We start from the raw sequence: 19,303 nt of genomic DNA, 5'->3' as shown, positions 1-19,303 counted from the left end.
CCTATTACTGTTTACCGTTTCTTCTTCTTACGATTAACTTATTAGACTGTTTGTTTTTCTTTCTGGTCTTCAGGCCGAGTGCCGGTTTGCCCCAAGGTGTGCAAGGACCTGGACGACCGATACTGGTCTTGCCCTCACCACCACCATGCGGATGGTCATTCGGGTTCATAACAGAACCGCGGACAGTCGGACGAATACCCATGTGACGTTTTCTACCAGCCTTACCGATATTGATCAGGTTGTGGTCGCCGTTGCCAACTACACCGATAGTAGCGCGGCAGCTGATCGGAACCATTCTCATCTCTCCGGACGGTAATCTAAGGGTTGCATATTTGCCTTCTTTAGCCATTAACTGAGCAGAGTTACCAGCGGAACGAACCAGCTGACCACCCTTGCCCGGAAGAAGCTCGATGTTGTGAATCTGTGCACCAACCGGGATTTCAGAAAGCGGTAAGCAGTTACCAACTTTTGCCTCAGCCTCTGCACCGCTCATAACCTTCTGTCCAACCTGTAAACCAGCCGGAGCAAGGATATAAGCTTTCTCGCCGTCTGCGTAGCAGATCAGAGCGATGTTTGCTGTACGGTTCGGATCGTACTCGATACCAAGTACGGTTGCTGCGATACCGTCTTTTGCATTTCTCTTGAAGTCGATGATTCTATATTTTCTTCTGGAACCGCCGCCTCTGTGACGAACGGTGATTTTACCCTGGTTGTTACGACCTGCGTTCTTCTTTAAAGAAACTACTAAGGATTTCTCCGGTGTGGATTTTGTAATCTCAGAGAAATCAGAGCCGGTCATATGTCTTCTGGAAGGTGTATATGGGCTGTAAGATTTAATTCCCATGACTTTGACTCCTTTCGTTCAACGCCTCCTGGCGTTTCTTCATGTTTTTCACGACATAGTGTTCGTCGTATAATTGTCTATTGAGGATGAATTATAAACCAGCGAAGATCTCGATCTCTTTGCTGTCCTCGGTCAGCTGAACGATAGCTTTCTTTGTTGCAGCTGTCTTACCGAAGGTCATGCCTCTTCTCTTTGTCTTGCCGTCCATGTTCATGGTGTTGACACTCTTAACTTTGGTGCCCGGGAACATCTTCTCAACGGCTTCTTTGATCATAGTTTTGTTTGCCTCGGTGTGTACCAGGAAGGTGTATTTCTTGTCTGTCATAGCATTCATACTCTTCTCAGTTACAACCGGTTTGAGGATTACGTCATAGTACTGTACGTTTGCCATTATGCATATACCTCCTCGATAGAAGCTACAGCAGCCTTGGTTGCTACTACTGTGTTGTATTTCAGGATATCGTAAACGTTGATGGTGCTTACGGAAGCAGTCTTAACGTCTGCCACGTTTCTAGCGGATAATACAGCCTTGTCACAAGCCTCATCCAGAACAACTAAAGCTTTGTTTACTTTCAGGTTGTTCATAACCTCAACAAATTTCTTTGTCTTGATCTCGTCGAAGTTCATAGCCTCAACTACGATGAACTTGTTCTCGTTTACACGGCTTGTCAGAGCGGATTTAAGAGCAGCTCTCTTCTCTTTCTTATTTAAACGGATTGTATAATCACGTGGTGTCGGAGCGAATACTACGCCGCCGCCCGTCCACTGCGGAGCTCTTGTTGAACCCTGTCTTGCATGTCCGGTACCTTTCTGTCTCCACGGTTTCTTACCACCGCCGGAAACTTCGGAACGGGTTTTTGCTTTCTGAGTTCCCTGACGTTTGTTAGCAAGCTGTGCTACAACTGCCATGTGAACCAGATGTTCATTTACTTCTACACCGAATACAGCATCATTCAGTTCTAATGTGCCAACTTCGTTGCCTTCTAAATTGAAAACAGATACGTTTGCCATCTGTATGTTCCTCCTTTCCCGTAAAAGCCTTATCTAGCGACCTTTACTGTCTCTTTGATTGTTACTAAGGATTTCTTCGGTCCCGGTACAGAGCCTTTAACAAGGAGTAAGTTGTTCTCAGTATCAACCTTAACAACCTCCAGGTTCTGAACAGTTACTTTTACGCTGCCCATGTGACCCGGCATTCCTTTGCCCTTAAATACGCGTCCCGGTGTGGTTGCAGAACCGTTGGAACCCTGATGACGATGGAACTTGGAACCGTGAGCCATCGGTCCTCTGTGCTGGCCGTGTCTCTTGATGGCACCCTGGAAACCTTTACCTTTGGAAATAGCAGTTGCATCAATTTTATCGCCTGCTGCGAAGATGTCTGCCTTGATTTCGTCTTTTACAGAATACTCTTCAGCATTCTCTAAGCGGAACTCTCTTACATATCTCTTGTAAGCAACGCCTGCCTTGTCAAAATGACCCTTAACCGGCTTTGTCACAAGTTTTTCTCTCTTGTCTACAAAACCAACCTGTACTGCTTTGTAGCCATCGTTCTCTTCTGTCTTAACCTGTGTAACAACACACGGTCCAGCCTGAAGAACGGTTACTGGAGTTAAAACTCCGTCTTCGTTGAAGATTTGAGTCATTCCGACTTTGGTAGCTAAAATCGCTTTCTTCATTAATCTGACCTCCTGTTTTTCTACAGCGGAACGCGTTCGTCAAACTCCCGCGTTCATCCTAGAACTGTCCAGATGTCTCTATCTAAACTAGTATAGGATTCTTAATTATTTGTTTTTCATCTTTACGTTGATGGACACGCCAGCCGGCATTTCCAGTCTCTGCAGTGCATCAACTGTCTTCTGGCTCGGAGCAATGATATCGATGAGTCTCTTATGAGTTCTCTGCTCGAACTGCTCTCTGGAATCTTTGTACTTATGAACTGCTCGCAGAATGGTTACTACCTCTTTCTTAGTTGGCAGCGGCACCGGTCCACTCACCTTTGATCCGTTTTTCTTTACAGTCTCAATGATTTTTGCAGCGGATGTATCTACCAGCTGATGATCATAAGCTTTCAGTGTGATTCTCATTACTTGACTTGCCATAAAAAAAGTCGCCTCCTTTTCGTACTATTAAGCACGACAAGCGGTGACTGTACACATACCCGTGTGTGTCCTCGCAGTCCACACACCAAATCCGTCATTTGTCTTCAGGATACTCTATTTTTGTACAGTGACTTGTCGCCAGTTTCCTAACTTGACATTCGCTCCGCGGAATAACCTGCTTATCATAAGCAGCAACCTCTCGTTTCATCGCTATCATGCCACAGCTTCGTTATAATAACACAGCTTTCCGGGAAATGCAAGTGTTTTTTTAAGAAAAAATCTATATTTTTCAAGAAAAAACAGGAGTTTCTTCTTCCGGTGGGTAATTACACCTTTTATATAGAAGAAACTCCTGTTTATCCACAAGAATATATTTCCATGCAGAAATTTTATCTCAGTCGAGAAGACTCCCAGCTTTTTTAATTAATCCTCCCAATACGTCGGTTCCACCGGGGTTCTAGCCTCGTCGCTGCCATCGTTGCTTGTGCCGTCCACCTCTGTGACAACACCCGAAGAGCTTGTCTTAAACTTTGTGCCGTTCGCATCCTTCACGGTGCTGGATTTCACTACCTTGCCGCTCGTCGTTACCAGATAGTTTTTGTCATTGACTTCAATGACTTCATACTTGGTACCGCTGTCTGCCTTCTGAAGCTTACCCATGTAGTACAGGAATCCATCCTCCACACCTGAGTAGCCGCGTCCAGCCTTGTTGCCGCTGTCAGTGAAATAGAACTGTCCGGTCGTTCCGTCGCCCTCTACTACATTTCCCTTGCCTTTTACGACTGAGCTGGTCGCCTTGTCCGCGCCGAAGAAATAGCAGGCATACTGACCGCTCGTTCCTACCTCCAGACGTCTCAGACCATAGACCGGGTTGCCCTTCTCATTAAATAAGTAGGTAATATTGTTGATGCGAACCAGGTTGCTCGTCGAAGCGTCAGAAATCTTCGGACCCACCTTCGGCTCGCCGTTGCTTGAAAAATAATACCACTGTACATCGCTGCCGAGATCCAGATTATAATCATCATCCTCCGGCGGAGTCGTGGAGAGCCAGCCAGTCTGTACCTGACCGTTGCTCTGATAATAACGGTAATTTGCAAATCCAGAGGAATTTCCCATATCGACCCAGCCGGTCTGCATCGCTCCGTTTTCGTCGAAGCAGTAGTAGGTTCCGTCAATCTTATACTGTTTATATTTGGCACCGCCTAAAGAAGGCACATATTTCTTTCCTGAACTCTGAAAGTAGTACCAATGATGATCCTCATCGTCGTCGCCGGGTTTCACTTCATCATCGTCCTTTTTGGCATCATCCGGATCTTCCAGATAGGCCCAGCCGATCTGCATGACACCATCTGCATTCGTGTAGTAGGTGTCATCATCCACCCAGCCCGTCTGCATCGCTCCATCACCGTCGAAGTAATAGTACTTGCCGCCGATCTTGGACCAGCCGTCGGATACCATCTTTCCGCTGGTGGAGAAATAGTACCAGACCGTCGTAGCGGAAGTCTCGTTCCATGCCGGATTGCGCTTCGGCAGCTTCAGCCACTTGTCAGTCGCCATGATGCCGGTACTCTCGACAAAGTATTCGTCGTCCACCCAGCAGTTCGACGCGATGTTGCCCTGGGAATCGAGATAGCGCCAGAGATTGTCTGCGCCCTTCTTCCAGGTATTCGTCACCTTATTGCCATTGTTGTCCACATATATCCAGCTGTTTCCAGACTGCTGCCAGCCTTCTGCCGCGTAAGATGTCAGGGTCGCCGCCCCTATCATCAGCGCTGCGGAAAGGACGCAGACTGCCAGTTTCTGTCTCTTCATATACAAGCCCTCCCAGTTCACGATTGATAACGTCTATTCTCCCACCTGCTGCGCATTCGCACACTTCCCGTCGTGTAGAGACTGCATCAGATGCTTATAACGCCTTGTTTTGTTCCAGATACGTGCAATCTATCATTTACCTAATATACATTTTAACAGGAGATGTAGGAATCTTCAAGGAGATTTATCTTTCAATTTATTTACTTTTTTTGGCAGGAAGCCGTTCAAAAGGTTTGACACGCCAATCAATGACCGATATAATTAGGTATGCATTTCAACTGAACCGTTTTTCCGGTCAGACAGACTGCGTCTATGGTTACTGTGCACGCATCGTGCCCAGTAACGGAATTTGCCGTGGCTTCGCATTTAAATACGGCAAATTCCTGCTGTCACCACGTTTTCTTACGGCACTTTCGGTTCCAAAAGTGCCTACCCGGGAACAGTAACCATTTATGCCATTTAGATGGAAATGGCTTATGGATAACACCGATTATAAAGGCGGCAGATACCCTTTTCCGGGGTTTGCGCCTCATTTTTTTGAAAGGATAAAATTTTATGTGGATTGCAGATGGATGGAACGATTATGAAGTGATTGACTGCTCCGAAGGAGAGAAACTGGAGCGGTGGGGCGACTATCTTCTGGTTCGCCCGGACCCGCAGGTTATCTGGAACACCCCCAAGACACACCGCGGCTGGAAAAAGATGAACGGACACTACCACAGAAGCTCCAAGGGCGGCGGCGAATGGGAATTTTTCGACCTGCCGGAGCAGTGGTCGATCTATTACAAAGAACTGACCTTTAACTTAAAACCGTTCAGCTTCAAGCACACAGGTCTCTTCCCGGAGCAGGCGGCAAACTGGGACTGGTTCGGTGACCGCATCCGCAATGCCGGACGCCCAATCAAGGTTTTAAACCTCTTTGCCTACACAGGCGGCGCTACCCTGGCGGCAGCCGCAGCCGGCGCCAGCGTGACCCATGTGGACGCCTCCAAGGGCATGGTAGCCTGGGCGAAGGAAAACTCCCGTTCCTCCGGGCTGGAAAATGCACCCATCCGCTGGATCGTCGATGACTGTGTGAAATTTGTTGAGCGTGAGATCCGCCGCGGCAACCATTACGACGGAATCATCATGGACCCGCCGTCCTACGGCCGCGGACCGAAAGGCGAGATCTGGAAGATCGAAACTTCGATTTACCCGTTCGTGCAGCTCTGCACGAAACTGTTATCGGACAACCCGCTCTTCTTCCTCATCAACTCCTACACCACCGGGCTGGCGCCGTCCGTCCTGACCTATATGCTCTCAACCGAAGTTGCCTCCACCCACGGCGGCACAGTGAAATCGGACGAGCTGGGACTTCCGGTTACCCGCACCGGACTGGTATTACCATGCGGTGCATCCGGACGCTGGGAATCTGGTAAATAACACTGGTATTCGGATGACATAGACACTCCATTTTTAAGTTTGATTCCTATTCATTCCAATCCCGGATATCTAACAGCCCCGGGACCAGTTCCCGCGCACTCGTCTCTAATATAATTCGCCCCTTCTCGGCGCTTGCACCAGACGGATCTCCTCCAATTCCAATCGGCGATCCGTCTTTTGTTTTCCAGTCCTCCGACACCCAGCCGATCGAAACCGGACCGTATGGCTTCAGGGCGCGGGTCTTCTCAAACGCCGTCGGCTCTCCCGCTTCCGAAAGTTCCAGCTTCACAAGACTTTCATCGACTGCCATTACCATCGATGTCTCCATCTCTCCACCGTGGAAATCCCAGATATTTCCCTTTGAAATCGTTGCTTTTACATCCGGATGACCAAATGCCCCCGCTGAAAGGATAAACGGTGCAATCCCCAGCTCACTCCGAAGTTCCCGGCTTAAAACCTGCGCAATCGGCGCATTCCCACCATGGCATACCAAAAAAGCCAGCTTCTTAAAACCGTGATGCGCCAAGCTAACGCATATATCATATAAGAGATGATAGTAAGTGTCCGGCCGAACTGTGACCGAACCGCAGAAATTCTTATGCTCTGTACTTAAGCCCACCGGAATCACCGGAAACAGCAGCATCGGGAAGTCTTCTTCCCCCTCTGCCTCCAGTGCCTTTTTGATCTCCTGACTCATCGCCTCCGCGATAATATCATCCGTTCCCAGTGGTGCCTGATTGCCGTGCTGTTCCAGCGCCCCGAGCGGAATCAGGACAATCGTGTTCTCACGGTCCACCTGCTCCATTTCCCATCTTGTCAAATCCCTATAGTTACGTATCATAGTATCTCCTCCTCTTATAAAAACAGATATGTCTTTGCACGTTCCATCAAACAAAAAAGGATTGTCCGGGATTCTTCCCCCAGGCAGCTTTCCCAGCGGTTTCCCGACAATCCTTTCTATGAAATGGTTCTGCCGTTTCACAGCAAACAGCCAAATCCGTCAAACCATTCCTCTTATTTCATTTTATACTGCTTTCGGCACAATCTTCGCCGCACGCAGGCGTACAAACAAAAGCTGTCCAACGATATAGTTGAGTCCCACTTTCAATACGTTGAATGGGATCGTCGCCAGGATGATAAATCCATTCAGGTCTTTGATCGCCGGGTTGACCGACGCTACCATGCGGATCACTTCATCCAGCGGCAGGCTCATCGCTTTCGCATATAACGGAAGCGTAATGTTCGCATTGATAAAGCATGCACACGCGGTGCGGATCACGATACTGAGCAGAAGTGCTTCTACAGCTGCCTTACGGTTAGCGCCCAGCTTCTGATAGAGGAACCACAGCGGCCATACGAACAGGAACGCCGCAATCAGGTTGGCCAGCTCACCGACGTACATCGTGTTAGTTCCGACAGTAATCAGCTTGATTAACAGCTTGATGACTTCTACACAGATACCGGATACCGGTCCCATCAGAAACACGGCAATCACAGACGGCACATCACTGAAATCCACCTTATAAAACGGCGGCATCATCGGAACCGAAAATTCCAATGACATCAGCACGCCAGCAACCGCTGCCAGCATCGCCGTATAAATCAATTTTTGAATACTCCATTTTCCTGTCTTCATCTTAAATCTCCTTTCGGTTTTAAAACTCATTTCTCCGAAGGAGGAGTATGAATCAAGTGCCGGACTAGCTGCATTTGTAAAACTAAAAAAATCCCAGGTTGTTCGGGACCTGGGATGATAAATCACAACTTAGCCGATGTACACCAGCCTGCTTACGCTCAAGCGGTACACTCTCTGACTCCTGCCTCTTCTCTCATCCAGACTATACTGTCGGTTTCGGAATCTCACCGAATCGGCCGCCGTCGCGGTTCGCGGACTATACCGCCGGTAGGGAATTTCGCCCTGCCCCGAAGAAATCATGGTAATTACTCCGTCTTCATACCTATAAACATATGAATCTGCGGAGTAATTATCTCACCCGTTCATAGTATCACATACAAACGAGAATTTCAATATTTTTTTAACAATCTTTCTTTTCGTTTTTCTCATCTACGGCATCGCCGCCCCGGCATCCAGCATACCTCCGGTTGCCACTTTGCCGGACAGACTCTCAAGCGGCCGCGCCGACTGCAAAATACGGTTTCTCACATCCATAAGCGACAGGGACGCATCGCAGGAGTACAGCATTGCCGCCGTTCCGGTTACCATCGGTGCCGCCATCGACGTGCCGCTCATGTAGGCATAGTCATTGCCCGTGATCGTACTCAGGATATAATTGCCCGGCGCTGCCAGATCCACGCTTCTCACCCCGTAATTGGACGCACGGTCGAGCTGACCGTCAAAGCGCAGGTTTGCCACGGAAATGATATTGTCCAGTTCAAAGCTTGCCGGGTACATCGGCTGCTCATCGATGCTGTAGCCATTGCCGGAGGCGTCGCCGTTTCCAGCCGCCACAATAAACAGCATCCCCGAATCCTTGATCGCCTGATACAGCTCCTCGCTATATTTCATCGTGCCAAAGCTCAGATTGCAGATCGACGCGCCATTCGCCTGCGCATACCGGATCGCCTTAACCACGTTGCTGACGGTTCCGACACCGGACGATGTTCCAAGCGTCTTGATCACCATGATCTTCACATACGCCGGATCGCAGATTCCAACCGTTCCGACTCCATTTCTCGCCGCCGCGATCGTGCCCGCCGAGTGGGTACCATGATTGTCATCCGTCCCGGTAAATACCTGGGCATTATTATCATAGAAATTCCAGCCGTAAACGTCATCGATATAACCATTTCCGTCATTGTCAATGCCATCGCCCGGAATTTCCCCCGTATTCGTCCAGATCGAACCGCTAAGCTCCGGGTGAGTTATGTCAACTCCCGTATCAATCAGCGCCACAATCACCTGACGTTTTCCACTTTTCGCGTCATATTTCTTCCATGCCGGGACAATATTCATATCGATCCCTTCCAGAGAACGGACCGTTCCATCTGCTGAGAGCGCCGGGCTGCCGGTAATCGCCCCAATCGCTGCATCCACTGCCGCCGTATGGCTCGGCACCAGACGCAGTTCACCTGTATTTAAAAAAGCCCACTGATAGGAGGCATAGGAATCCGCATAGGGAACCGACTCCCGTGACGGACCCGCCGCATATGCCGGAAGCGCCGCGTTCCCTGCCATCATGGCAGCACACAGGGCGGCTGCCAGCCCTCTAAAAAGTTTCTTTTTCAACTTGCTTTATCCTCTTTCAATTCCGTTCTTACAGTTCGCGCGCTGCCGCAACCACAGTCTCCGCTTCCTTTGCCGGTTCTTTTCTGACATTCTGCCGTTTTACCGATTTTACCACTTTCCCAGCTTTTTTGCCATCCTTTTCGGATGCCGGACCGGAAATTGGCTTAAAGCCGCGAAATACCAGAATACTCCGCGGCGGAACCATATACTGACGAAGCTCTTCCTGCGGCTCCTGCCCTGCCTCCAGGCTTTCCGACGGACAGATTCCGTTATTATCTGCGTCGTCTGTGTTGATGCACAAAGTCCACTGCATTCCCTTCGGAAGTTTCGGAAGATCAAATTCATGCGGCTCCCAGTGCATATTGTAGGCGACAAAGAAATAGTCATCGCTGGTGCCGTCCGCTCTTCGCCCGTACTCGCCGCAGTAGAGAATGCCGAGCTGGCGGCGGAAATTTTCAAACTCCGGGCACCATGTTTTGACGCCGTGGTAGGAAACATCCGGGTGTCCGCAGACGAGGTAATCAATATTTTTCGGCTCCACCGGCAGATGGAACACTGGATGCGCTTTGCGGAACGCTATCATATATTTTACAAATTCGTAAATATCCCGGTTTGTCTCCAGCTGATGCCAGTTGAGCCAGGAAATCTCATTGTCCTGACAGTAAGCATTATTGTTGCCATTCTGGGAATTGCCGAACTCATCGCCCGCTAAAAACATCGGCGTTCCCTGGCTCAGAAAGAGCAGCAAAAATGCGTTGCGGAGCTGTTTTTTCCGCATCTGCACAATCTTCTTTTTCCGCGTCGTGCCCTCGACGCCGCAGTTCCACGTATAATTATAATCGCTTCCGTCCCGGTTATTCTCCCCGTTCGCTTCGTTGTGCTTCTGCTCACAGGAAACCATATCCATCATCGTAAAGCCATTTGTCGCCGCCATATAGTTGATCACGCCATACGCGTCCGGATTCCGGCGTGTCTGGTAAATGAGACGGCCGACCTGATCCTCATCGCCCTTTAATACCCGGCGCATATCGATCAAAAATCCTTCATTGTACTCGCCCAGATGCCAGCGGCGCTCCCGCAGCTTCGGTGCCGCTGCCGTTTTTGGCACACGCACGCCATCCCAGGAAGCAGCTAATAGCTTCGTATCAGCTAACAGCGGATCTGACGCCAGCAGTTCGGCCGGCGCAAACCCGGACAGGTGCACGCCATCCACATGATACTCGTAAACCCAGAAACGAACCGCCTCCTGCGCCAGTGCCGCGCTCTCCTCGCCGGTAAAATAAAGCTCAACCAGCACTTCAATATCATTTTTATGAAATTCTTTCACCAGATCCTTAAATTCCCGCTCCGGTTCTTTCTCTTTCCCGGATGTGTACGAAGCTTTCGGCGCAAACAGGTATCCCGCCCCATAGCCCCAGTAATTGAGCCGGCCGGTCGGTGTCCCGGTCGCATACGGATTCCCGTCTGCCCCATCCTCCATCATCACTTCCTGAAATTCATTCGGCATCATTAATTCAACTGCTGTGATACCCAATTCCTTTAAATAGGGAATTTTCTCCGTCAGCGCACGGAACGTTCCCCGCTCCCCGGTGCCAGAAGAAGTATGACGGGTAAATCCGCGCACATGCAGCCGGTACAGGATCGTCTCATCATACGGATGTTTCAGCGGCTGATCCATTTCCCAGTCATACGTTTCTTCAGGGAAACGGCAACGCACCGGACGGAGCGCCGCTTTTAAATCGCCCCAGCGCTCATGTCCTGTATAGATGCGCCCGCACGGATCCGGCAGCTCCCCCTGCTCAGTCTCGATCGTGTATTCCAGTCCCGAAAAATCATCGCCCGCAAGCTCCATCATCCAGAGATCCCCCACCCGTTCTTCCGGGGAAAATGGGATCCGGACACCCTGTTTTTTTCCTGTCTCATAAATTGCCAGACGGCAGAATGTCCCCGGTGCCTCGACGCACAAGTGCATTCCCGTCTCTGTCCGCTTGATTCCCGGTGTAAAATCAGGGGTTCTTATCTTCTGTCTCACGATTTTTTCTGCTTTCACCTGTATCCCCTCCACGTTTTCATACGGCACTTTCGGTTCCAAAAGTGCCTATTTGTGAGCAGCCGCCTGCGCCTGTTACAGTCCACACATATGCAGACTGTAACAGGATTTTGCCGATGCTTCGCATTCCAAATCGGCAAAATCCGCCACCTCCACGTTTTCATACGGCACTTTCGGTTCCAAAAGTGCCTACTTGTGAGCAGCTGCCTGCGCTTCTATTTTCTCCGCCAGATCGTTCAGATACATCCAGCGGTCCATCTTTTCTTCCAAAAGAGCTTCTTTTTCCTCTTTTTCCTTTATGATGCCGTTCAGAGCCGTATAATCGCGGGCAGAGTCCTGCATCTGCTGCTCCAGATCCGCGATTGCCTCTTCCAGCGCCGCGATATCATCCTCGATCGTCTCCCACTCTTTCTGCTCCATATAGCTGAATTTGAGCTTTTTCTCGCGCTGGCGACCGCGGTTTTTATCCTTTGCCGTCTCCGCTGCATCTGACGTTCCCGCACCAGAAGCGCCTCCGGTCTTCTGGCCTCTGCCGTGTTCCTGACCGGATTCCTCCATCTCTGCCGCTATGCGTTCCCCACAGGCTGCCTGATAGTCGGTATAGCCGCCCTCATACTGACGGATCGCGCCGCCGCCCTCAAAGGCGAAGATCCGGCGCACTACGCGGTCAAGGAAATACCGGTCATGCGATACCGTAATCACGATCCCCTGGAAATGATCAAGATAATCCTCCAGAATCGTCAGCGTGCCGATATCCAGGTCGTTGGTCGGCTCGTCGAGCAGAAGGACGTTTGGCGCGCCCATCAGGATATGGAGCAGATAGAGTCTGCGCCGCTCGCCGCCCGATAGCTTGCCAATCAGCGTGTACTGCATATGGGACGGGAACAGGAACCGTTCCAACATCTGGGATGCCGATACCAGCCCGTCCGCCGTCCGCACGTACTCTGCCACATTTTTAATGTAGTCGATCACGCGCATCGACTGATCCATATCTTCGTTTTCCTGTGAAAAATAACCCATTTTTACGGTCTGGCCGATGATCGTCTCGCCCGAATCCGGTTTCACCCAGCCGGTAATCATCTTCATCAGCGTTGATTTGCCGCTGCCGTTCGGTCCGATGATGCCGATGCGGTCATCCTTCAAGAAGATATAGGAAAAATCATCGATCAGGAGGCGGTCACCATACGCCTTATGAAGATGGTGTGCCTCGACCGTGGTTCGTCCGAGACGGCTGGAAATCGAGCTCATCTCCACATTTCCATCTACTTTCGGCGCTTCCACCGCACTCAACGCCTCGAAGCGCTGAATACGCCCTTTCTGCTTCGTGCTGCGTGCCTGTGCGCCGCGCCGGATCCACGCCAGCTCCGTCCGCAGGATATTCTGGCGTTTCTGCTCCGAGCTCACCGCCATCGCCTCGCGCTCTGCCTTTAATTCCAGATAGCCCTCATAGCCGGACTGATAACTGTACAGCTTTCCCTTGTCCAGTTCGACGATGCGGTTCGTCACGTTATCAAGGAAATACCGGTCGTGCGTGATCATCAGAAGCGCGCCGCGGAATTTTTTCAGGTACTCTTCCAGCCAGTCCGCCATCGCACTGTCCAGATGGTTCGTCGGCTCGTCTAAAATCAACAGATCCGCCGTCGATAACAGCACCGCTGCGAGGGCAACGCGCTTTCTCTGTCCGCCCGAAAGTGTCTCCACCTTGGCACTATAATCGGTGATTCCAAGCTTATTCAGCATGGATTTCGCATCGCCCTCGAGATCCCAGGCGTGCTCATGCGCCATATTTTCCCGGATCACGCAGTCTAAGACGGTCCGTCCCGCTTCAAACTCCGGATTCTGAGGCAGATAACGGATATAGAGATTTCGTCCCTTTACTACCGTACCCTCATCCGGCTCTTCCAGACCGGCTACAATCTTTAGAAGAGTAGATTTTCCGGTTCCGTTGATGCCGATGAGACCAATCTTATCACCTTCACCGATGGAAAATGCCACGTCATCAAAAAGCAGCCGTTCCGTATATGATTTTTTCAGATGTTCTGCTGTCAGTAAATTCATGTCTCATCCCGATCCTTTATCTGTAATTCTACCGGGCAGTGATCCGAACCCAGTATCTCCGTATGAATCTGTGTGCCCGCCAGCCGGTCCTTCAGGCTCTTGGAAACACAGAAATAATCAATCCGCCACCCAGCATTCTTCTCGCGCGCCTTAAACCGGTACGACCACCAGGAATAAACGCCCTCTTTATCCGGGTAAAAATAGCGGTACGTGTCGATATATCCAGAGTCCAGAAGCTCCGTAAACTTGCTTCTCTCCTCATCCGTAAATCCGGCATTTTTCCGGTTCGTCTTTGGATTTTTCAGGTCAATCTCCGTGTGTGCCACATTCAGATCCCCACAGAAAATAACCGGCTTTTTCTCCTCCAGCTTCTTCAAAAACTGGCGGAAATCATCCTCCCACTGCATCCGGTACGGAAGTCTCGCCAACTCATTCTGGGAGTTCGGCGTATAGCAGGTCACCACATAATAATCCGGGTACTCCGCCGTAATGACGCGCCCTTCATGATCGTGCTTCTCAATGCCAAGACCGTAGCTCACGCTAATCGGCTCCTCCTTCGAAAATAACGCCGTTCCTGAATATCCCTTCTTCTCCGCATAGCTCCAATACTGATAATACCCCGGAAGCTCCAGATCAATCTGCCCTTCCTGCAGCTTACTCTCCTGAATACAGAAAATATCCGCATCCAGCTCATGGAATACATCCAGAAATCCCTTTCCCACACACGCCCGCAAGCCGTTTACGTTCCAGGAAATCATTTTTTTCATTCTATCTCTCCTTTTTATCAAATAAGGTTTTTCCGATACATAAAAAGACAGCAGGCAGGTGGCAGACGCTCCGAAACTGGTCTGTGGATGCAGAGCAGGCTTTCGCCTATCAGTTGTACGCATCTTGAACACGCTTGTCCGAATGGGGCGGACGCAAGTCCGACACAGACGAACAAGTGTAGTGAAAGCAAGCGAACAACGATAGTGCGAAGAGCCAGCGGCGCATTCACAGACCTGTTTCGGGGCGGCTGCTGCCTGCCCCACCTCTCTCATTTTTATAAATCTACGTGTAAATCCTGATGTTTAATCCCATGTTTCTCCACATATCCCGTCAGCATCAGGGTCAGCGCACCATCACCCGTTACGTTGCAGGCAGTACCAAAACTGTCCTGAAGCGCAAAGATCGTCAACATCAGCGCCGTTCCAGTCGCATCGAAACCGAGGACACCGGTGATCAGTCCCAGGGATGCCATAACCGTACCGCCCGGAACACCCGGTGCACCTACGGCAAATACACCTAAAAGAACACAGAACAGAACCATCGTCATCATATCCGGGAGGGCGCCGTACAAAATCTTGGATACCGTCATGACAAAGAATACCTCGGTCAGAACCGAACCGCACAGATGGATATTCGCAAACAGCGGAATACCGAAATCAACCATATCGTCACGAAGCGGCTCTGCCTTTTTGGCACAGCTGAGCGCCACTGCCAGGGTCGCCGCAGAAGACATCGTACCGACTGCCGTCAGATATGCCGGACCATAATGCTTGATAACGCCTCTCGGGTCACGGCCAGAGTAAATACCAGCCAGTGTATACAGCAGCGCCATCCAGATATAGTGGCCTGCCATAACAATCAGGATAACCGAAATGAAGATCGGCGCCTGTTTTGTGATGGTTCCCTCATATGCCAGGGAACAGAACGTAAATGCGATGTAAACCGGAAGAATCGGAATGACAATCTTCTGTACAATCTCCAGAACGATCTTCTGGAACTCGTCTAAGAGTTTCGTTACCGTCACCGCCTTGGTCCAGGTCGCTGCCAGACCAATCATAACGGAAAATACCAGCGCACTCATGACGCCCATGATCGGCGGAATGTCCAATTTAAAGACAACCTCCGGCAGACTGCGCAGTCCATCGACTGCCGACTGAATCGACATATGCGGAATCAGCGTATATCCGGCTGCCATCGAAAACAGCGCCGCGCCAAGAGACGATGTATACGCCAGAATCAGCGCTACTCCAAGCAATCTGGAGGCATTCTTTCCAAGCTTCGTGATCGACGGGGCAATAAAGCCGATGACGATCAGCGGTACACAGAACGAAATAATCTGCCCAAAAATATAATTCAGCGTCACAACGAGATTCATAAAACTTTCATTTGCTATAAGACCGGCAATAATACCGATCGCTACACCCAGCACCAGCCGAAACGGCAGGCTTTTCATCAACTTGCTCATACCCATTTTTCCTTCCTAATACCTATCTCTTCATTCTTACTCTTCCCAAAGTTTTTTCGGATACAGACCGCTGTCCTTCATCCCCTGGATCGCGTCTGTCACCATCTTCTTATCTTCCTTGTAGGTCACGCCATACCAGCGATCCACGCTCTTTAACACAGTCACCTCGGCTTTCCCCTCTTTCAAAAGTTCATCCACCACAAACGGAAGGAAATACTCACATTTGAGTGGATTTACCGACAGGTTTTTCTCCAAAAATGGAACAAAGCGCGCCTTTAACTCCTTTAAGATGCTGGAAGTAAAGCCCCAGAGGTTCATCGATACAAGCGTATCCTCCCCCAGCTGCTCCCAGGTTGCGCCGTCATCCTCGGTATATTCCGCCTGATCGCCGTGCTTCTCGATGCGCGTTCTCTCGTGGATATCCGCCAGATGTCCATCCGCATCCACTGTACAGACGCCGCGCGCCACATGGCCGTTTTCCGTCAATGTGTTGTAGAGATGATAGGCAACCATCGCATACTGATATTTGTCATCATCGCCGCAGGATGCCAGACGATCGTAGATCGCCTTGAACGCCGATTTTCCATAGTAATCATCCGCGTTGATCACCGCAAACGGTCCGTCGATCACCTCGCTGCAGCAGAGAATCGCATGACCGGTTCCCCACGGTTTGACGCGTCCCTCCGGAACCTCAAACCCATCCGGAAGACGGTCATTTTCCTGATACACATACTCCACCTGCACGTGCTTTTCCATGCGGTTTCCAATATGTTCCTTAAACTCTTTCTCAATCGATTTCTTGATAATAAATACGACCTTTTCGAATCCAGCCTCGACTGCGTCGAAGATCGAAAAATCGATGATCAGATCTCCTTCCCGATCGACCGGATCAATCTGCTTCAAGCCGCCGTACCGGCTGCCCATACCAGCCGCCATGATCACCAGAACTGGCTTCTGACTCATGAAAATTGTCCTCGCTTTCTGTTTCTTATCCACAATCCTGCCGTTTTCATTCAAAGCAGAATTGCCTGTTTCCTTTTATTTTAAACTAATTCGGGCAGACTGTAAACAGTAAAACAAAAACCCGGCTGCCGTTTTATTCCATAGAGCGGATATTCTTTTTTGTTTACATTTTTATAAATGTATTTTTTGCTGTTTCTACACCAGTTAATTGTATCTTTTAGTTCTGCGCATACTTGTATGATAGATTGTTTTCACAAATATTTGATGTATGCGGGAGGTGCTTTAAATGATTGCTGCTGGTGACCGGCTCCGTGATTTACGGGAGGACAAAGGAAAAACGCAGGCGGAAATTTCCAGTCTGCTGGGTACAACTCAGCAAATCTATTCCCGCTATGAAACAAACCGGACAGATCTGCCTCTTCGGCATCTGATAAAACTGGCGGATTATTATCAGGTCAGCGCTGATTATATTCTCGGTCGAACCTCCTACCCGAAGAATCCGCCCGAAATGGCGAAACCATTTCTTAAAAATGTCACCTATGGAGAGGTCAATGGACGTATCTCATCCTTCCAGACTTCCACGAAAAAGCAGTTGATCGAATACATCAATTACCTGGTTTATCTGGAATCACGCCATAAGAAGGATTGATCGCAGTGAACAGGACATTAATACCATAGGTGTGCAAAAGACAGCTCCAGGCATCGCTCACATGCAGCGTCTGGGGCTGTCTTTTATCTTTCAGACTTTTGTGCTTTCATCTCGGCAATTGAATAACCGAGGATTCTCGCTTATTATCCTAAATCACTTTGATTCCAGCTCTTAGTCGTCCTCTTCCTCACTATCCGTAACAGTAAATACCTGACGTTTTCTCGCCATCTCATCGTTTGCCAGATACTCATCGTAAGTAGTAATCTTATCGATCAGCTTGCCGTTTACGATTTCCATGATACGGTTTGCGGTCGTCTCAACGATCTGGTGGTCACGGGAGGAGAATAACAGCACGCCCGGGAACTTGATCATACCGTTGTTCAGAGCGGTAATGGACTCCATATCCAGATGGTCGGTCGGCTCGTCCAGAATCAGGACATTGGAACCGGAGATCATCATCTTAGAAAGCATGCAGCGCACCTTCTCACCACCAGAAAGAACGCGGACCTTCTTCACGCCGTCCTCACCGGCAAACAGCATACGTCCTAAGAATCCGCGGACATAGGTCACATCCTTAACCGGAGAGTACTGGGTCAGCCAGTCTACGATCGTGTCGTCGTTATCGAACTCTTTCGAATTGTCCTTCGGGAAATATGCCTGACTGGTGGTCAGACCCCATTTATAGGATCCCTCATCCGGCTCCATCTCGCCGGAAAGAATCTTGAAGAGAACGGTCTTTGCCTGCTCGTTCGGTCCTACAAATGCTACCTTGTCCTCGCGTCCGAGAATGAAGGAAATATTATCAAGAACCTTCACACCATCGATAGTCTTAGACAGGTTCTCTACGCTTAATACCTCATTACCGATCTCACGTTCCGGACGGAAGTCGATATACGGGTACTTACGGCTGGACGGTTTGATCTCATCTAACTCAATCTTCTCCAGAGCACGTTTTCTGGAGGTTGCCTGCTTAGACTTGGAAGCATTGGCAGAAAATCGCTGGATGAACTCCTGCAGCTCCTTGATCTTCTCTTCCTTCTTCTTGTTGGCTTCCTTCATCTGCTTGATCATCAGCTGGCTGGACTCGTACCAGAAATCGTAGTTTCCGGCATAGAGCTGAATCTTGCCATAGTCGATATCTGCGATCTGGGTGCAGACTTTATTTAAGAAGTAACGGTCATGGGATACCACGATAACCGTATTCTCAAAGTTGATCAAGAACTCCTCGAGCCATGCGATCGCATCGAGATCCAAGTGGTTTGTCGGCTCGTCGAGAAGCAGGATGTCCGGGTTTCCGAACAGTGCCTGTGCCAGAAGAACTTTGACCTTCTGGGCACCGGTCAGATCTGCCATCTGTTTGTAGTGGAGATCCGTCTCGATTCCCAGACCATTTAAAAGGTTCGCCGCGTCGGACTCTGCCTCCCAGCCGTTCATCGTGGCGAACTCGCCCTCCAGCTCGGCAGCCTTGACGCCGTCCTCCTCGGAGAAGTCTTCCTTCATGTAGATAGCTTCCTTCTCTTTCATGATCTCGTAGAGTCTCGCATTTCCCATAATAACGGTATCAAGTACCGGATATGCGTCATATTTAAAGTGATCCTGCTGTAAGAATGAAAGTCTCTGTCCCGGTGTGATGATAACCTCACCATTGGTCGGTTCCAGCTGTCCGGACAGGATTCGTAAAAAGGTAGACTTTCCGGCACCGTTGGCACCGATGAGTCCGTAGCAGTTTCCCTCAATAAATTTAATGCTTACGTCCTCAAATAACGCCTTCTTTCCTACTCGCAGTGTTACATTGCTTGTACTAATCATGGCAATTTCCTTTCATACTGTTCAAATCGTTCATACTCCCCAGGTGCATCTTTGCCCCGGGCGGGTGCAATCCATGTATATTTTACAGGTTTTTCCCGAATTTGCAAGCATTTTACG

General features: G+C 49.8%; 17 protein-coding genes and 1 riboswitch. Of the genes, 2 read left to right on the top strand and 15 right to left on the bottom strand.

Features of this window, described 5'->3' with window-relative positions:
* Nucleotides 1-4: 4 nt before the first annotated feature.
* The 6 genes from rplB to DWY89_RS02985 all read right to left on the bottom strand — a co-directional run bounded on the left by rplB (nucleotide 5) and on the right by DWY89_RS02985 (nucleotide 4,755).
* Nucleotides 5-844 (bottom strand): 50S ribosomal protein L2, encoded by an 840-nt coding sequence (rplB, locus tag DWY89_RS03010; RefSeq protein WP_022360572.1) that lies wholly within the window; start codon nucleotides 842-844, stop codon nucleotides 5-7.
* A 91-nt stretch (nucleotides 845-935) separates the two neighbouring features.
* Nucleotides 936-1,235: a 50S ribosomal protein L23 gene (gene rplW / locus DWY89_RS03005; RefSeq protein ID WP_022360573.1), complete on the bottom strand. Its 300-nt coding sequence runs from the start codon at nucleotides 1,233-1,235 to the stop codon at nucleotides 936-938.
* Nucleotides 1,235-1,855: a 50S ribosomal protein L4 gene (rplD, locus tag DWY89_RS03000; protein ID WP_022360574.1), complete on the bottom strand. Its 621-nt coding sequence runs from the start codon at nucleotides 1,853-1,855 to the stop codon at nucleotides 1,235-1,237. The genes rplW and rplD overlap by 1 nt, the downstream gene beginning before the upstream one ends.
* A 29-nt stretch (nucleotides 1,856-1,884) precedes the next feature.
* A complete protein-coding gene (gene rplC / locus DWY89_RS02995) occupies nucleotides 1,885-2,520 on the bottom strand; it encodes a 50S ribosomal protein L3 (RefSeq protein ID WP_022360575.1) in 636 nt (211 codons plus the stop codon).
* Between the two features lie 105 nt (nucleotides 2,521-2,625).
* Nucleotides 2,626-2,943, bottom strand: coding sequence for a 30S ribosomal protein S10 (gene rpsJ / locus DWY89_RS02990; protein ID WP_022360576.1), 318 nt, complete (start codon nucleotides 2,941-2,943; stop codon nucleotides 2,626-2,628).
* A 423-nt stretch (nucleotides 2,944-3,366) separates the two neighbouring features.
* Nucleotides 3,367-4,755 (bottom strand): cell wall-binding protein, encoded by a 1,389-nt coding sequence (locus tag DWY89_RS02985; protein WP_118523458.1) that lies wholly within the window; start codon nucleotides 4,753-4,755, stop codon nucleotides 3,367-3,369.
* A gap of 555 nt (nucleotides 4,756-5,310) precedes the next feature.
* Between DWY89_RS02985 and DWY89_RS02980 the strand changes: the two genes are divergently transcribed.
* The gene (locus DWY89_RS02980; protein ID WP_118523457.1) at nucleotides 5,311-6,177 is read left to right on the top strand and encodes a class I SAM-dependent methyltransferase; all 867 of its coding nucleotides are present in this window, start codon (nucleotides 5,311-5,313) and stop codon (nucleotides 6,175-6,177) included.
* Between the two features lie 46 nt (nucleotides 6,178-6,223).
* Here the strand turns inward: DWY89_RS02980 and DWY89_RS02975 are convergent, their stop codons facing one another.
* From DWY89_RS02975 to DWY89_RS02940, 8 genes are all read right to left on the bottom strand, one after another.
* Nucleotides 6,224-7,018 (bottom strand): creatininase family protein, encoded by a 795-nt coding sequence (locus DWY89_RS02975; RefSeq protein ID WP_118523456.1) that lies wholly within the window; start codon nucleotides 7,016-7,018, stop codon nucleotides 6,224-6,226.
* Nucleotides 7,019-7,201: 183 nt separating this feature from the next.
* Nucleotides 7,202-7,813 (bottom strand): ECF transporter S component, encoded by a 612-nt coding sequence (locus DWY89_RS02970; RefSeq protein ID WP_022360580.1) that lies wholly within the window; start codon nucleotides 7,811-7,813, stop codon nucleotides 7,202-7,204.
* A 181-nt stretch (nucleotides 7,814-7,994) separates the two neighbouring features.
* Nucleotides 7,995-8,112, bottom strand: a riboswitch (FMN riboswitch).
* Between the two features lie 130 nt (nucleotides 8,113-8,242).
* Nucleotides 8,243-9,424, bottom strand: coding sequence for a S8 family peptidase (locus tag DWY89_RS02965; protein WP_243022686.1), 1,182 nt, complete (start codon nucleotides 9,422-9,424; stop codon nucleotides 8,243-8,245).
* Between the two features lie 28 nt (nucleotides 9,425-9,452).
* Nucleotides 9,453-11,474 carry an alpha amylase C-terminal domain-containing protein gene (locus DWY89_RS02960; protein ID WP_243022684.1) on the bottom strand — a complete coding sequence of 674 codons (2,022 nt, stop codon included), beginning with the start codon at nucleotides 11,472-11,474 and terminating at the stop codon, nucleotides 9,453-9,455.
* 189 nt (nucleotides 11,475-11,663) lie between these two features.
* Nucleotides 11,664-13,532 (bottom strand): ABC-F family ATP-binding cassette domain-containing protein, encoded by a 1,869-nt coding sequence (locus tag DWY89_RS02955; protein ID WP_118522225.1) that lies wholly within the window; start codon nucleotides 13,530-13,532, stop codon nucleotides 11,664-11,666.
* Nucleotides 13,529-14,299 carry an exodeoxyribonuclease III gene (locus DWY89_RS02950; protein WP_107000799.1) on the bottom strand — a complete coding sequence of 257 codons (771 nt, stop codon included), beginning with the start codon at nucleotides 14,297-14,299 and terminating at the stop codon, nucleotides 13,529-13,531. Before DWY89_RS02950 ends, DWY89_RS02955 begins: the two co-directional genes overlap by 4 nt.
* Nucleotides 14,300-14,574: 275 nt before the next feature.
* Nucleotides 14,575-15,765 carry a dicarboxylate/amino acid:cation symporter gene (locus tag DWY89_RS02945; RefSeq protein WP_117796583.1) on the bottom strand — a complete coding sequence of 397 codons (1,191 nt, stop codon included), beginning with the start codon at nucleotides 15,763-15,765 and terminating at the stop codon, nucleotides 14,575-14,577.
* Nucleotides 15,766-15,801: 36 nt separating this feature from the next.
* Nucleotides 15,802-16,728, bottom strand: coding sequence for a sugar phosphate nucleotidyltransferase (locus DWY89_RS02940; protein WP_118469111.1), 927 nt, complete (start codon nucleotides 16,726-16,728; stop codon nucleotides 15,802-15,804).
* A gap of 286 nt (nucleotides 16,729-17,014) precedes the next feature.
* Between DWY89_RS02940 and DWY89_RS02935 the strand changes: the two genes are divergently transcribed.
* Complete coding sequence (locus DWY89_RS02935) at nucleotides 17,015-17,377, top strand: helix-turn-helix transcriptional regulator (protein WP_022360587.1); 363 nt, start codon at nucleotides 17,015-17,017, stop codon at nucleotides 17,375-17,377.
* Nucleotides 17,378-17,548: 171 nt separating this feature from the next.
* Here the strand turns inward: DWY89_RS02935 and DWY89_RS02930 are convergent, their stop codons facing one another.
* Nucleotides 17,549-19,186 (bottom strand): ATP-binding cassette domain-containing protein, encoded by a 1,638-nt coding sequence (locus tag DWY89_RS02930; protein WP_022360588.1) that lies wholly within the window; start codon nucleotides 19,184-19,186, stop codon nucleotides 17,549-17,551.
* Between the last annotated feature and the right edge of the window lie 117 nt (nucleotides 19,187-19,303).

It is taken from the genome of Clostridium sp. AF27-5AA, from assembly GCF_003478415.1.
Taxonomy (GTDB): Bacteria; Bacillota; Clostridia; order Lachnospirales; family Lachnospiraceae; genus Otoolea; species Otoolea fessa.
The sequence above is the reverse complement of the archived record's forward strand: the minus strand, read 5'-3'. Positions and strand labels throughout refer to the sequence as shown.